Source organism: Jatrophihabitans sp. (assembly GCF_035474675.1).
Taxonomy (GTDB): Bacteria; Actinomycetota; Actinomycetes; order Mycobacteriales; family Jatrophihabitantaceae; genus Jatrophihabitans_A.
In genome coordinates this window covers 1-13,565 of the sequence record NZ_DATINC010000164.1, presented here as the reverse complement: position 1 = coordinate 13,565, position 13,565 = coordinate 1, and the positions used below count along the sequence as shown (strand labels likewise).

The window sequence follows — 13,565 nt, the reverse complement described above, 5'->3', positions numbered from 1 at the left end:
AGTTGAATAGCGCTCGCAAGCGCGACCTGAGTGGCATTATATCTGCGATAGCTACCCACAAAGACTTTGATGAATTCAAGCGCTTCGTCACGCGCGGCGAGGTGCACGAGGACCAACCGACACAAACGTTCCTGGCGCGCTTGCGCACATTCATGGACCCAATCGAAAAGGTACGCAATGCTGTTGCGCACAATCGAGTTGTGCGAGCCAAAGCCCTAGGGGACTACGAAACCGCCCGAGACAACCTCATGGTGGTGCTCGATGAGACGCTTGCTGCCTACACATAGATTGCTGACGCTGCTAGCAATCGAACGCTGACCGGCAGATCTCGTCACCAGACACCTCCGCTTGTTACTTGTAACGGTAAGAGCCTGCCGGGTTGGTTGGATTCACCACCTACAGAACGCCCGCGAGAGCCTGTCGCAACCGCCGATAGGTGCCCTCGATGTCACCCTCGACGCTTGGGACGACGACGTTCGGTCGAGCGGCAAGCACAGCCAGCAGATCGTCGTACATCTGCCCCAGACCTGCGGCGCCGCCTGCCATTGCGGCGGCTTCCCGATGCTGTGCTCCGGCGTCCGGAGCGGAGGTGCGCGCCGAGAATCGAGCGATCGCGTTGTCCCTGCCATCCAGCAGAGCGATATGGGTGAAGGTCGCGCCTGTGTCTCGCGCGAGCGACTCCAGCCGCTCCACAAACGTCAGCCGGCCAAGGAATTGCGGGATGACGACGGCGTGCCTGCTCAGCAGGTGGACGCGCGCGGCGGCTATGGCCAGGTCTCGCGCCAGCAGGCCGCTCTCGTCCAAGTGCTCGTCCCATTGCCCGAGCGAGCGCCGCAGCAGATCAATGTCCAGGCATAGGGCGAGCGGATGCTCCCGAACGAGCAGGCGCGCCAGCGTCGACTTGCCGATGCCGGGAGGCCCGTTGAGCAGCACCAGAGGTCCGGCTGCCACGTCCTGGCGGCTGAACCTACCGGGCACGGTAGGCATCGTTGCGATGTACTACCGCCACGACGGTGACAGTGAGTTTCTGATCGTCGATGCGATAGATGACCCGGTAGGTGCCGCGTCGCGCGCTGTGCCGATCCGCCATGGGCGGCTGGAGTTGCTTACCGACGCGATGCGGGTTCTCGAGCAGGGGGCCGAGGATGAATTCATATGCCGCGACCGCAACGGCTTCTGGTAATGACTCTGCCAGCTGACGGCGAGCACTTGATGTAATAGCTAAGCGATAGCTGTCGGCCGACCTCACGCAGGCCGTCGCCGACGCTGCATCGCCTGCGCTAGTTGCTCCTCCGTCTCCAAGCGCCCCTGTGCGATGTCTACCTCAGACTCAGCCATTTGCCGCATGGCTTCGGGATCGGACAAGATCGCGATGGTTTCTTCCAGCGATTCAAGGTCCTCGACGGCAAGAAGCACCGCTGAGGGACGGCCGTGCACCGTCACGGTCACTCGCTCATGGTGGGTGCTGACCCGATTGACCAGCTCTGACAGGTGCGACTTGACCTCAGCAAGAGGCAGCGGTGTCGACATAGTCATAAGTATGACCAGAGGTCTACAGCAGGGGCAAGTGTTCGCTGAGGTCGGCACGGTTGCCACTGGCGCGGACCCGGCCGTCGGCCACCGCATCGGCCCAGCCAAGCCGGCCGGTCGCCAGCCGCAGGAAGGTCTCGCCGTCGGTCTCGATCACGTTCGGCGGGGTGCCCCGGGTGTGTCGGGGTCCTTCGATGGCCTGCACCGCGGTGAACGGCGGCACCCGCACCTCCACCGACCGACCGGGGTACTTGGCAGCCAGCATGCCGGCCAGGCCGCGCACCCCGGCCCCCAAGGCCGCCCGGTCGAACCCGACCGGCTCGCGGGCAGGCAGCGACCGGCTCAGGTCGTCCGAGTGCGCCAGCACCTCGAAAATCCGGGTCATCAGGTAGTCCGCCCCACTAACAGGCCCCCGTGGCGCCTGCACCACCTTCGGCAGCGGCTCGGTCAGCCGGGCCCGTGTCTTATCCAGCAATCGGCCCAGCTCGGCGATCAACTCGTCCGGCGTCCGGTCGGCCGCCAGCTCAGCGGTGACCGCGTCGATCAAAGCAGCGTCCGGCCGGTAGCGCGCCACGTAGTCGTGCAGCGCCAGCGGCGGCTCGCCCACCGGCCGCTCCAAAGCGCCCAACAGCCCACGGAAGATCATCAGCACGTGCCCGGTCAGCAGCCGGACGTCCCAGCCAGGCAGCACGCTGGGCCTGCCGAAGTCCTCGAATGGCACATCAACCAACCAAGCCTGCATCAGGGCCGCTTGGGCGAGCAGCGCCGAAGAGGGGTCGCGCGCCATGGCCTCAGCCGAACAGCTTCGGCAGCGTCGCAGCCCAGGCCACCCGCAGCTCCGCCATCGGGATCCGGAACTGGCCCTGCACCTCGACCGCCGCCTCCAGCACGTCGAGCACGCCGATCCGCTGGGCCGGGAGCTTGCGCGCGGTGCACATGTCGGTGAACCGCACCTCCTCGGTACGCGGCACCGCCACGATCGCCCGGCCGGCCGACTCGGAGAACAGGAACACGAACGGGTCCACACCCTCCGGCACGACGATCCGGATACCGGAGGCCCCGCGCAGGCACATCTCGGCCAGCGCCACGAACAGCCCGCCGTCGGACAGGTCGTGCGCGGCGTCGATCAGGCCGTCCCGGGCGGCGTTGATCAGCACGTCGGCGATCAGCCGCTCCCGCTCCAGGTCGACCTTCGGCGGCTTGCCGCCCAGGAAGCCGTGGATCACGTGCGCCCATTCCGAGCCGCCGAACTCGTCGCGGGTGTCGCCCAGCAGGTACAGCAGCGCCCCGTCGGTGTAGCACGCCATCGGGGTGCAGCGGGTCACGTCGTCGATCACGCCGAGCACGCCGACCACCGGGGTGGGCAGGATCGCGGTGGTGCCGGTCTGGTTGTAGAAGCTGACGTTGCCGCCGGTCACCGGAATGCCCAGCTGCTGGCAGCCGTCGGCGAGCCCCCGCACCGCCTCGGCGAACTGCCACATCACCGCCGGGTCCTCCGGGGAGCCGAAGTTCAGGCAGTTGGTGACCGCCAGCGGCCGGGCGCCGGTGACCGCGACGTTGCGGTACGCCTCGGCCAGCGCCAGCTGGGCACCTGCGTACGGGTCCAGCCGGCAGTAGCGGCCGTTGCCGTCCACCGACACCGCGATGCCGACGTTGCTGTCCGTCCCGTCCGGGCCGGGCAGCCGCACGACGCCGGCGTTCTCCGGCTGGGCCAGCACCGTGTTGCCCTGCACGTACCGGTCGTACTGGTCGGTGACCCAGGACTTGTCGGCCAGGTTCGCCGAGGAGATCAGCTTCAGCGCGGTGTTGCGCAGCTGCTCGCCGGACTTCGGCCGGGGCAGGCCGTTGCCGTGCTCGCCGTTGAGCGCGTCCTGGTCGTACGGGCGGCGCACCGGACGCCGGTAGACCGGCCCCTCGTTGGCCAGGGTGCCCGGCGGGACGTCGACGATGGTCTCGCCGTGCCAGCGCATCACCAGCCGGTCGCCGTCGGTCACGGTGCCGAGCACGGTGGCCGTCACCTCCCAGCGGGCGCAGATAGCCAGAAACGCCTCAAGGTTGTCCGGCGTCACCACCGCCATCATCCGTTCCTGGGACTCGCTCATCAGGATCTCTTCGGGCGCCAAGGTCTCGTCCCGCAGCGGCACCAGGTCCAGGTCGATGCTCATGCCGCCGCTGCCGGCCGCGGCGAGCTCCGTGGTCGCGCAGGACAGCCCCGCCGCGCCCAGGTCCTGGATGCCGGTGACCAGGTCGGCGGCGAAGATCTCCAGGCAGCACTCGATGAGCACCTTCTCGGCGAACGGGTCGCCGACCTGCACCGCCGGCCGCTTGCGCTCGCCCTCCCGCTCGAAGCTGGCTGAGGCCAGCACCGAGGCGCCGCCGATGCCGTCGCCGCCGGTCCGGGCGCCGAACAGCACCACCAGGCTGCCCGGACCCTCCGCCTTGGCCAGCTTGATCCCGTCCGCCGGCAGCACCCCGACGCACAGCGCGTTGACCAGCGGGTTGGCCAGGTAGCTGGGGTCGAACACCAGCTCGCCGCCGATGTTGGGCAGTCCCAGGCAGTTGCCGTACCCCCCGATACCCGACACCACGCCGGGCAGCACCCGGGCGGTGTCTGGCGCCTCGGCGGCGCCGAACCGCAGCGAGTCCAGCACCGCGATCGGCCGCGCCCCCATGGTCAGGATGTCGCGGACGATGCCGCCCACCCCGGTGGCCGCTCCCTGGTAGGGCTCGACGTAGGAGGGATGGTTGTGCGACTCGATCTTGAACGTCACCGCCAGGCCCCCGCCGACATCCACCACGCCGGCGTTCTCGCCCATCCCGACCAGCAAAGCGGATCGAGCACCTTCCGGAATCTTTTCAGCGAACTGCTTCAGATGCACCTTGGACGACTTGTAGGAGCAGTGCTCGGACCACATCACCGAGTACATCGCCAGCTCCGAGCTGGTCGGCCGGCGGCCCAGGATCTCCTTGATCCGGGCGTACTCGTCGCGGGCCAGGCCCAGCTCGGCGTACGGCTGGGACCGGTCGGGGCTGGCCTCGGCGGCCTGCACGGTGTCCAGCGGGGCACGCCGCCGGCTGGCGGTCATGCGCCCACCAGGCTGTTCAGCACGGAAGTGAAGAAGCCTAAGCCGTCGGCGCTCGGGCCGGTCAGCGGCTCGATGGCGTGCTCGGGGTGCGGCATCAGGCCGACCACATTGCCGGCCGCGTTGCAGATGCCGGCGATGTCGCGGTACGAGCCGTTCGGGTTGCCATCGACGTAACGGGCCACCACTCGGCCCTCGCCCTCCAGCTCGTCCAGCGTCCGCCGGTCGGCGACGAACCCGCCGTCGATGTTCTTGATCGGGATCACCACCTGCTGCCCCGGCTGGTAGTCGGCGGTCCAGGCGGTCTCGGCGTTGTCGATCCGCAGCCGCTGGTCACGGCAGACGAACCGGCGCTGGGCGTTGCGAATCAGCGCCCCGGGCAGCAGGTGCGCCTCGCACAGCACCTGGAAGCCGTTGCAGATGCCGAGCACCGGCAGGCCGTTGCGGGCGCCGTCGGCGATCGACTCCATGGCCGGCGCGAACTTGGCGATCGCCCCGCAGCGCAGATAGTCGCCGTAGGAGAAGCCGCCGGGCAACACCACCGCGTTGACGTCGGAGAGCCACTTCTCGCCGTGCCACAGCGGCACCGGCTCGGCCCCGGCCAGCCGGATCGCGCGCAGCGCGTCGCGATCGTCCAGACTTCCGGGAAAGGTCACCACTCCGACGCGGACACTCACGCGGACAGGCTACCGGCTGCCCGGTGCCGGGCATCCGGCCCTGCCGCAAAGGCGGAGGGCTGGCAAGTTCCGGTGTGCGTGATATCCAGCGGGCGTCCTGGCAGCCGGTGGGTATCACACAACGGAACCGGCTGGGCTCAGCGCGGCGAAGACTTCAGCGGGAGATGGTGAAGTCCTCGATGACCGGGTTGGCCAGCAGGGTGTCGGCCAGCCGGGTCACGGTCTCGTCGTCGATGTCGTCGTCCACGTCCAGTTCGAAGTGCTTGCCCTGGCGTACCGAGTTGACGCCCTCGATGCCCAGCCGGGTCAACGCGCCCAGGATGGCCTGGCCCTGCGGGTCCAGGATCTCCGGCTTCATCACGACGTCGACTACCACGCGGGCCATCCGCTCGCTCCTTCTCACCGGCCGCGGCACGCTCCGCGGCAGAGCAAGCCTAGTGCAGCAGCCGGGACGGCCTGCTGCCCATTCGCACAGTGCGGCGCCGACTAGCCTCGGCGTCCGTGCAGCGCGTCCTGATCGCGGGTTCGTCCGGAGCCGGCAAGTCCACGCTCGCCGCAGAGCTCTCCCGCCGGCTCCGGCTGCCCTACATCGAACTCGACACGCTGTTCCACGGCCCCGGCTGGCAGCCGCGGCCGGAGTTCCTCGACGACATCCGGGCGGTGGTGGCCGGCGAGCGCTGGGTGTCGGAGTGGCAGTACACCGAGGCCCGGCCGCTGCTGCTGGCGCGCGCCGACACCCTGGTCTGGCTGGACTTCCCACGCCGGACCGTGATGCACCGGGTGCTGCGCCGCTCGTTCCGCCGGGCCGCCACCCGGCGGCCGTTCCACAACGGCAACACCGAGGGGTTCCGGGACTGGCTCGACCCGGAGCACCCGGTCCGGTGGGCGTGGTCGACGCATTCCCGGGTGCGGACCCTCGTGCAGGCGGCAAGCGGAGAGCGTCCCGAGCTGGCGATCGTCCGGCTGACGTCGCCGGCCGAGGCCCGGCGCTGGCTGGCCGGGCTGCGCCAGCTACCCGCCGGCTGAGCTAGTCGCTTTCGTGGCGTAGAAATCGGACCGGAACAGCGCCATCAACACGATGTCCTCGTACCGGCCGTCGCCCCAGACGTGCTCGCGCAGCCGGCCCTCCTCGACGAAGCCGACCGAGCGGTAGCACCGGATGGCCCGTTCGTTGCGGGCCTGCACGCTCAACCACAGCCTGCGGAAGTTCTGCAACCGGAAGCCGTAGTCGACCAGCAGCCGCATCGCGTCCCGGCCGTAGCCGCGGCCCCAGTAGTCGCGGTCGCCGATGCCGATGCCCACCTCGGCGGTGCCGCCACGCCGGTCGGGGTGGAACACCCCGCAGTCGCCGATGAACTTGCCGTCGGCCTCGATGGCGAAGTTCTGGCCCTCGGTGTCCTTGGCCCGCTCGGCGAAGAACTCCCGCACCACCTCCAGGGTGCGCGGCCGGGGTGGGTCGCCGCCGCCGATCAGCTCCAGCTCTGCGTCGTTGCGGAACTCCGTCAGCCGCCGCATGTCGGCATCCGTCAGGGCCCGGAGCGTGACCAGCTTGCCGACCAGCATCGCGGCGTCCTCCAGCAGGTGTCGAGAGCTAGCTGCCCGGTGCCAGCCAGTCGTCGAACCGTAGCCCGGTCAGCCGCTGGTACGCATCCAGATATCGCTGCCGGGTGGCGGCCACCACGTCTTCGGGCAGCGGGGGCGGCGGGGAGCCGGAGTGCCGGTCCCAGCCGGCGGCCGGCGAGGTCAGCCAGTCCCGGACGTACTGCTTGTCGTAGCTGGGCTGCCGCCGTCCGGGCTGCCAGGAGTCGGCCGGCCAGAACCGGGACGAGTCCGGGGTGAGCACCTCGTCGCCGAGCATCAGCTCGCCGGTGCAGGAGTGCAGGCCGAACTCGAACTTGGTGTCGGCGAGCAGGATGCCGCGGCCGGCGGCCAGCTCGCGGGCCCGGGCGTAGATGGCCAGGCTCAGCTCGCGCAGCTCGCCGGCCAGCCGGGCGCCGACCTGCTCGGCCACCGCGGCGAAGGAGACGTTCTCGTCGTGCGCGCCGACCTCGGCCTTGGTGGCCGGGGTGAAGATCGGCTCGGGCAGCCGGTCGCCGTCGACCAGCCCGGGCGGCAGCGCGATGCCGCACACCGAACCGGTGGCCTGGTAGTCGGCCAGCCCCCCGCCGGTCAGGTAGCCCCGTACCACCGCCTCGACCGGGATCATGTCCAGCTTGGTGCACAGCAGTGCCCGGCCGCGCCAGGCGTCCGGGATCAGCTCGTCGTCGTAGCTGAGCAGGTGGTTGCCGACCAGGTCGCCGAGCTGGCCGAACCACCACACCGACATCGCCGTCAGGATCCGGCCCTTGTCCGGGATCTCGGTCGGCAGCACGTGGTCGAAAGCGGAGATCCGGTCTGAGGCCACCATGATCAGGTGCCCGGTGTCGGTGGCGTACAGGTCGCGCACCTTGCCCGAGTGCAGGTGGGTCAGCCCGCTGTCAGGCAGCCCGTCGGGCCGGCTGGTGGCCGGAGGGGAGGTCACGGGCGAATCCTGTCACACCTGGGTAACGATCCCGCCGCAACCGGATCGGCAGGCAACCTTTCGCCGTCCTGTGCGTCTGACACGCGAACATAGTTCGCAAGGGAGGACGGCCGCGTCGTACCGGCCAGGAACGGACAGCGCAGTGACCGAAGTGATCGAACTCGATCTTGCCGGCTTGTACGCCGCCCACCGGCTGTCGCTGATCCGGATGGCGGTGCTGCTCGTCGACGACATGGGCACCGCCGAGGACGTGGTGCACGACGCCTTCACCACGCTGCACCAGCACCGGAGCCGGCTGCGGGAACCGGCGGCGGCCCTGGGGTACCTGCGCACCACCATCGTCAACAACGCCCGGTCGGTGCTGCGCAAGCGCCAGACCGCCCGCCGGCACCTGAGCCTGGCCAGGCTCGAGGACGCCGACCCGGCCGACAGCGAAGTGCTGCTGGCCGCGGACCACCAGCAGGTGCTGGCCGCTGTCCGGCAGTTGCCGGACCGGCAACGCGAGGTGCTCGTGCTGCGGTACTGGGCCGACCTGTCCGAGGCCGAGATCGCCCAGGCGCTGGGAATCTCGCGCGGGTCGGTGAAGTCCGCCGCCAGCAGAGGCCTGGATAGGCTCGAAACGATGCTAGGAGACGCTCGATGAACCCCCGGACCGAACAACGGCTGCGGGCCGCGTTCACTGCCAAGGCCGAGCAGGTCACCGAGGACCGGTTGCTGGCCCGGCGGCCGCTGCCCGACGAGGACCTCGGAGCCGCCGCAGTGATGCCGAGCGGCGGCCAGGACCCGGCCGGCCCAGACGCCGCCGGCGAGCTGCGCACCAACCCGGCCTGGCGCGCGCACTGGCTGGCCCCGGCACTGGCCGCGGCCGCGGTCGCCAGGGTGGCGGCCCGCGCGCAATGCCCGCCGGATGCAGCCCGGCGGCAGGCGCACGCCCCGTCCGCCGGCCAGCCGGACCAGCATCCCGGCGGCGAGCCCGACAGCGACGTCTGATCCCGGAGCGCCCCCGGCAGCCGCTGCCCGGGACCGTTCCGGCCGACTCGGTCGAAAACTCGATGCAACCTCTTCGACCGGCCCGCGTCTGACAGACGTGACAGTCTTCTCCGAGGGCGTCCGAACGCCCGGACCGGACCGCGAGGCAGGTGAGCAGGTGCTGGAGGCCCCGGTGCCGCTCGACCTGGCCGCGCTCTACGCCGCCCACCGGCTGCCGCTGGCCCGGTTCGCGCTGCTGCTGGTCGACGACATGGCCACCGCCGAGGACGTGGTGCACGACGCGTTCATCGCGCTGCAGCAGCACCAGTCGCGGCTGCGCGATCCGGCGGCCGCGGTCGGCTACCTGCGCACCACGGTGGTCAACAACTGCCGCTCAGTGCTGCGCAAGCGCCAGACCGTTCGCCGGCATCTCAGCCTGGTCCGGGACAGTCACGCAGAGGCCGCCGACAGCGAGCTGCTGCTGGCCGCCACCCAACAGGAGGTGCTCGCCGCGCTCCGCCGGCTGCCCCGCCGTCAGCAGGAGGTGCTCGCCCTGCGGTACTGGGGGAACCTGTCCGAAGCCGAGATCGCCGAAGCCCTGGGCATCTCCCGGGGCGCGGTGAAGTCCAACGCCAGCAGAGGCATGGACAAACTGGAAGCGATGCTGGGAGCAAGCCGATGACTCACCCGATCGAAGACCGCCTGCGCGAGGCCTACCAGGCCAAGACGGCGCAGTTGACCGAGCACCGGCTGGACCAGCTCGCCGAGCGCCGCGAACGAGGGCTGGACGACCTGCTCGACGGTGCGCCCACCGGTGAACTGCCGGTGCTCGGCTTCGAAGAGGTGCCGGCCTCGCCGCGGCACCGCTGGATCGCTGCGGGCCTGGCCGCCGCGGCGGTCGTCGCCCTGGCGGTCGGGGCCACCGCGTTGGTCGCCAACCGCTTGGACTCGCATCCGCAGCCGAACCCGCCGGCCACCCAGGTGACCGGCCCACCGGCACCGTCCAGCACGCCGGCGCCGTCCCCGTCGGCCAGCCGCACCGCGCCGTCGGCAGTCCCGGCACAGCCGCTGTACCTGCCGGCCGGCCAGACCGGCAGCCGCGGCGAGGTGCCGTGGTTCGTGGTCGGCTCCGGTTGGCGACTGGTGCTGCCGAGCACCGGCGCCGGCGCGGCGGCGGCCTCGCTCTACCTCTACGACCCGGCCGGTGGCCGGTACCTGATCACCGACCGGCTGCCTGCCGGGGCCACCCTGCTGGCCTGGTCGCCGGACGGCACCCGGGCGATGGTCAGCAGCGGCAGCAGTGACGCCTTCCGCTACCAGGAGGTGACCCTGCACTCCGGTGAGCTGACGAGCGGTTTCGCTGCACCACTGAGCAACTTCGTCAGCTACACCCAGCCGAAGGGGCTGGCCGTCCTGGTGGCCGAGAACCCGAATGGCACCAGGCGGCTGGTCCGCTACAGTCTCGGCGGGCACCTGGAGCACACCTACGCCACGGAGCTGCCCGGACAGGGCAAGCTCTACCCGGAGAACGCGCTGTACCTGCCGGACGGCGCCCGGTTCGTCTCGTCGCTCATCCCGGGCCCTCTCGTGCTGATGTCCAACGACGGCCGCCTGGTCCGGACGTACGAGATGCCGAAGGGGTACGAGTTCTGCATTCCGGTCAAGTGGTGGACCGAGACGTCGGTGCTGGAACGCTGCGCACTGCCGGCCATGGGGTTCGACGCGCTGTACCTGCAGCCGATTTCGGGCGGCGCGCCCACCCTGCTGACCTCCGAGAAGGGCCGGTATGAGATGGGATACCGGAATGCCTGGCCGATCAGCAACGGCCATACGTTGCTGGAGAACACCGCCGGCTGTGACAACGGCGGCTACGACATCCTGCTGGAGGACGGCACCACCCGGCCGCTGCGGGGGCCCGCGGGCCTCCCTTCGAACACGCCCATCGTCAATGTCGACGGCGACCTGGTGACGTTCCAGCACAGCGATGCCCGGGGATGCGCCGGCGAGATCCCGCACTACCAGCTGATCGACTACAACCTGGTCACCGGAGCCACCAGCAAGCTGCTGGACGGCACCGCGACGCTGGCCTCCTGGCCGGGCGACCTCTGACCAGAGAATGGGCTCGGGCTGGTAGCTCGCGGCGGCCGAAACCGATGCAGCCCGGTCGGCAGCGGGGCGTCTTCCGTACCCGGTTCGGCCGTCCGCACCGGGCGCCGCCCTCATCGTGGTGCAACCTTGGGGCGCGCAGCAGTACTGAGCTCCTGCTGGCCCGGCCTACAGGATCGGCTCGGGGAGGTAGCTCGCCGCGGCCGGCTCGCTTTCCAGTGCCAGGTCGATGGCGGCGATCACCGCTCGTACCTGGGCCTGGGCCGCGCCGGTGAAGGCCAGCGGGTCGGCCAGCAGGCCGTCCAGCGCACCGGCATCGAGTCCCAGCCGGGAATCGGCGGCCAGCCGGGCCAGCAGGTCGTTGCCAGCGGTGCCCTGCTCGCGCATGTCGAGGGCCACCCGGACCGCGTGCTCCTTGATCGCCTCGTGCGCCTGCTCGCGGCCGGCGCCGGCCCGGACCGCCGCCATCAGCACCTTGGTGGTGGCCAGGAACGGCAGGTAGCGGTCCAGCTCGGCCGCGATCACGGCCGGGAACGCGCCGAAGTCGTCCAGCACGGTGAGGGTGGTCTCCAGCAGGCCGTCCAGGGCGAAGAAGGCGTCCGGCAGCGCCACCCGGCGCACCACCGAGCAGCTGACGTCGCCCTCGTTCCACTGGCTGCCGGCGAGCTCGGCGGCCATCGAGGCGTAGCCGCGCAGGATCACCGCGAAGCCGTTGATCCGCTCGGCCGAACGGGTGTTCATCTTGTGCGGCATCGCCGACGAGCCGACCTGGCCGGGCCGGAATCCCTCGGTGACCAGCTCGTGGCCGGCCATCAGCCGCAGCGTGGTGGCGAAGCTGGACGGGGCGGCGGCCAGCTGCACCAGCGCCGACAGCACGTCGTAGTCCAGCGACCGCGGGTAGACCTGCCCGACGCTGGTCAGCACCTTGTCGAACCCCAGGTGCCCGGCCACCCGGCGTTCCAGCTCGGCCAGCTTGCCGGCGTCGCCGTCGAACAGGTCGAGCATGTCCTGCGCGGTGCCGACCGGGCCCTTGATGCCGCGCAGTGGGTACCGGGCCAGCAGCTCGTCCAGCCGGGCCAGGGCGGTCAGCAGCTCGTCGGCCACGCTGGCGAACCGCTTGCCGAGGGTGGTGGTCTGGGCGGCGACGTTATGCGAGCGGCCGGCCATCGCCAACGACTCGTACTCGGCCGCCCGGCGGGCCAGCCGGACCAGTACCGCCAGCACCTTGGTCCGGACCAGCCGCAGCGCCGAGCGGACCTGCAGCTGCTCGACGTTCTCGGTCAGGTCCCGGCTAGTCATCCCGCGGTGGATCAGCTCGTGCTGCTGGCCGCCTGCTCCGGCTCCGGCCAGCGCGTTGAACTCCTCGATCCGGGCCTTGACGTCGTGCCGGGTGACCCGCTCGCGCGCGGCGATGGAGTCCAGGTCGACGGCGCCGGCGCCGGCCTCGACGACCGCGCGGTAGGCCTCGACGGCACCGTCCGGGGTGCTGATGCCCAGCTCTCGCTGGGCGACGAGCACCGCCAGCCACAGCTGCCGTTCGGCCACCACCTTGTGCTCGGGGCTGAACAGCGTCGCCATCGCCGTCGAGGCGTAGCGATGGGCCAGTACGTCGGGCACGGTGGGCTTGGCAGGCTTGGCGGGCACCGCGCCATTCTTCCGCACCCGCCGGGCCGGCGGCTGCTCGGCGGTGCGACTGTCGGCACCGTCACCTAGGCTGAGCGCCGCTGACCAGAACCCGCTTTCTCGACAGGACGGACTTTTCCGGTGGACAAGATCACGATGACCCGACGCCAGCTGCTCGCCTCCGCCGCGGTGGGCACGGTCGGGGCGACCTTCTTCGGCGCGGCGCCGGCCGCGGCCAAGGGCAGCAATGCCCAGCAGGGCTTCCGGTTGACGGTGCTGGGCACCACCGACACCCACGGCAACGTCCTGAACTGGGACTACTTCAAGGACGCCGAGTACGACGACGCCCAGCACAACGACGTGGGCCTGGCCAAGATCTCCACCCTGGTGACCGCGATGCGCGCCGAGCGCGGCGACTGCGCCACCGTCCTGCTGGACGCCGGCGACACCATCCAGGGCACCCCGCTGGCCTACTACTACGCCCGGATCGACCCGATCACCGGCGCGAAGGCCCCGACCCACCCGATGGCCGCGGCGATGAACGCGATCGGCTTCGACGCCGCCGCGATCGGCAACCACGAGTTCAACTACGGCGTCGAGACGCTGCGCAAGTTCCAGTCCCAGCTGCACCACCCGTTGCTGTGCGCCAACGCGCTGGACTGGAACACCGGCGCGCCGGCCTTCCCCGAGTTCACGATCAAAAAGGTGCGGGTCTGCGGCGCCGGCAGCAGCGCGGCCCACCGGCACGACGACGGCAACGGCGAGTACGTCAAGGTGGGCATCGTCGGCCTGGTGACGCCGGGCTGCGCCATCTGGGACAAGGCGAACCTGGACGGCCGGATCAAGTTCAACGGCATCGTCGAGCAGGCCAAGCTGGTGATCCCGAAGGTGAAGGCGGCCGGTGCCGACATCGTGGTGGTGTCCTGCCACTCCGGCGCCGACACCTCCTCCAGCTACGGCGACGCGCTGCCCTGGCCGGAGAACGCCTCGACGCTGCTGGCCGAGCAGGTGCCCGGCATCGACGCCATCCTGGTCGGGCACGCCCACCTGGAGATT

At 70.4% G+C, this 13,565-nt stretch carries 17 protein-coding genes; 7 read left to right on the top strand and 10 right to left on the bottom strand.

Annotated elements, in window-relative coordinates; all coding sequences use genetic code 11:
- On the top strand, positions 1 to 287 hold a 287-nt coding region (locus VLJ82_RS19465), incomplete at its 5' end, for a hypothetical protein (protein ID WP_408665021.1).
- Positions 288 to 396: 109 nt separating this feature from the next.
- Here the strand turns inward: VLJ82_RS19465 and VLJ82_RS19460 are convergent.
- The 7 genes from VLJ82_RS19460 to purS form a co-directional block, all read right to left on the bottom strand.
- Positions 397 to 933, bottom strand: coding sequence for an AAA family ATPase (locus VLJ82_RS19460; protein WP_408665020.1), 537 nt, complete (start codon positions 931 to 933; stop codon positions 397 to 399).
- A gap of 34 nt (positions 934 to 967) precedes the next feature.
- Complete coding sequence (locus VLJ82_RS19455; protein ID WP_408665024.1) at positions 968 to 1,090, bottom strand: type II toxin-antitoxin system RelE family toxin; 123 nt, start codon at positions 1,088 to 1,090, stop codon at positions 968 to 970.
- A 155-nt stretch (positions 1,091 to 1,245) separates the two neighbouring features.
- Positions 1,246 to 1,530: a type II toxin-antitoxin system Phd/YefM family antitoxin gene (locus VLJ82_RS19450; protein WP_408665019.1), complete on the bottom strand. Its 285-nt coding sequence runs from the start codon at positions 1,528 to 1,530 to the stop codon at positions 1,246 to 1,248.
- A gap of 22 nt (positions 1,531 to 1,552) precedes the next feature.
- Positions 1,553 to 2,317, bottom strand: a complete 765-nt coding sequence (locus VLJ82_RS19445; RefSeq protein ID WP_408665018.1) for a maleylpyruvate isomerase family mycothiol-dependent enzyme — start codon at positions 2,315 to 2,317, stop codon at positions 1,553 to 1,555.
- Positions 2,318 to 2,321: 4 nt separating this feature from the next.
- On the bottom strand, positions 2,322 to 4,616 hold the full coding sequence (gene purL, locus VLJ82_RS19440) for a phosphoribosylformylglycinamidine synthase subunit PurL (protein ID WP_408665017.1): 2,295 nt from the start codon (positions 4,614 to 4,616) through the stop codon (positions 2,322 to 2,324).
- Positions 4,613 to 5,290 (bottom strand): phosphoribosylformylglycinamidine synthase subunit PurQ, encoded by a 678-nt coding sequence (purQ, locus tag VLJ82_RS19435; protein ID WP_408665016.1) that lies wholly within the window; start codon positions 5,288 to 5,290, stop codon positions 4,613 to 4,615. Before purQ ends, purL begins: the two co-directional genes overlap by 4 nt.
- Before the next feature lie 154 nt (positions 5,291 to 5,444).
- Positions 5,445 to 5,675 carry a phosphoribosylformylglycinamidine synthase subunit PurS gene (gene purS, locus VLJ82_RS19430; protein WP_408665015.1) on the bottom strand — a complete coding sequence of 77 codons (231 nt, stop codon included), beginning with the start codon at positions 5,673 to 5,675 and terminating at the stop codon, positions 5,445 to 5,447.
- A gap of 116 nt (positions 5,676 to 5,791) precedes the next feature.
- Here purS and VLJ82_RS19425 point away from each other — a divergent pair, with 116 nt between their 5' ends.
- Positions 5,792 to 6,316 carry an adenylate kinase gene (locus VLJ82_RS19425; RefSeq protein ID WP_408665014.1) on the top strand — a complete coding sequence of 175 codons (525 nt, stop codon included), beginning with the start codon at positions 5,792 to 5,794 and terminating at the stop codon, positions 6,314 to 6,316.
- Here the strand turns inward: VLJ82_RS19425 and VLJ82_RS19420 are convergent.
- Together VLJ82_RS19420 and VLJ82_RS19415 are read right to left on the bottom strand one after the other, a co-directional pair.
- Positions 6,302 to 6,853 carry a GNAT family N-acetyltransferase gene (locus VLJ82_RS19420; protein WP_408665013.1) on the bottom strand — a complete coding sequence of 184 codons (552 nt, stop codon included), beginning with the start codon at positions 6,851 to 6,853 and terminating at the stop codon, positions 6,302 to 6,304. The two genes, VLJ82_RS19425 and VLJ82_RS19420, sit on opposite strands and share 15 nt — an antisense overlap.
- A gap of 28 nt (positions 6,854 to 6,881) precedes the next feature.
- Positions 6,882 to 7,775 (bottom strand): phosphoribosylaminoimidazolesuccinocarboxamide synthase, encoded by an 894-nt coding sequence (locus VLJ82_RS19415; RefSeq protein ID WP_408665023.1) that lies wholly within the window; start codon positions 7,773 to 7,775, stop codon positions 6,882 to 6,884.
- Positions 7,776 to 7,953: 178 nt separating this feature from the next.
- Between VLJ82_RS19415 and VLJ82_RS19410 the strand changes: the two genes are divergently transcribed.
- The 4 genes from VLJ82_RS19410 (at position 7,954) to VLJ82_RS19395 (ending at position 10,889) form a co-directional block, all read left to right on the top strand.
- Positions 7,954 to 8,454, top strand: a complete 501-nt coding sequence (locus VLJ82_RS19410) for a SigE family RNA polymerase sigma factor (RefSeq protein ID WP_408665012.1) — start codon at positions 7,954 to 7,956, stop codon at positions 8,452 to 8,454.
- Positions 8,451 to 8,801 carry a hypothetical protein gene (locus tag VLJ82_RS19405; protein WP_408665011.1) on the top strand — a complete coding sequence of 117 codons (351 nt, stop codon included), beginning with the start codon at positions 8,451 to 8,453 and terminating at the stop codon, positions 8,799 to 8,801. The genes VLJ82_RS19410 and VLJ82_RS19405 overlap by 4 nt, the downstream gene beginning before the upstream one ends.
- Positions 8,802 to 8,898: 97 nt before the next feature.
- On the top strand, positions 8,899 to 9,462 hold the full coding sequence (locus VLJ82_RS19400; protein WP_408665010.1) for an RNA polymerase sigma factor: 564 nt from the start codon (positions 8,899 to 8,901) through the stop codon (positions 9,460 to 9,462).
- A complete protein-coding gene (locus tag VLJ82_RS19395; protein ID WP_408665009.1) occupies positions 9,459 to 10,889 on the top strand; it encodes a hypothetical protein in 1,431 nt (476 codons plus the stop codon). Before VLJ82_RS19400 ends, VLJ82_RS19395 begins: the two co-directional genes overlap by 4 nt.
- A 165-nt stretch (positions 10,890 to 11,054) precedes the next feature.
- Here the strand turns inward: VLJ82_RS19395 and purB are convergent, their stop codons facing one another.
- Positions 11,055 to 12,530, bottom strand: a complete 1,476-nt coding sequence (gene purB / locus VLJ82_RS19390; protein ID WP_408665008.1) for an adenylosuccinate lyase — start codon at positions 12,528 to 12,530, stop codon at positions 11,055 to 11,057.
- A gap of 135 nt (positions 12,531 to 12,665) precedes the next feature.
- Between purB and VLJ82_RS19385 the strand changes: the two genes are divergently transcribed.
- Positions 12,666 to 13,565, top strand: a 900-nt coding sequence (locus VLJ82_RS19385) for a metallophosphoesterase (RefSeq protein ID WP_408665022.1), incomplete at its 3' end; no start/stop codon positions are given.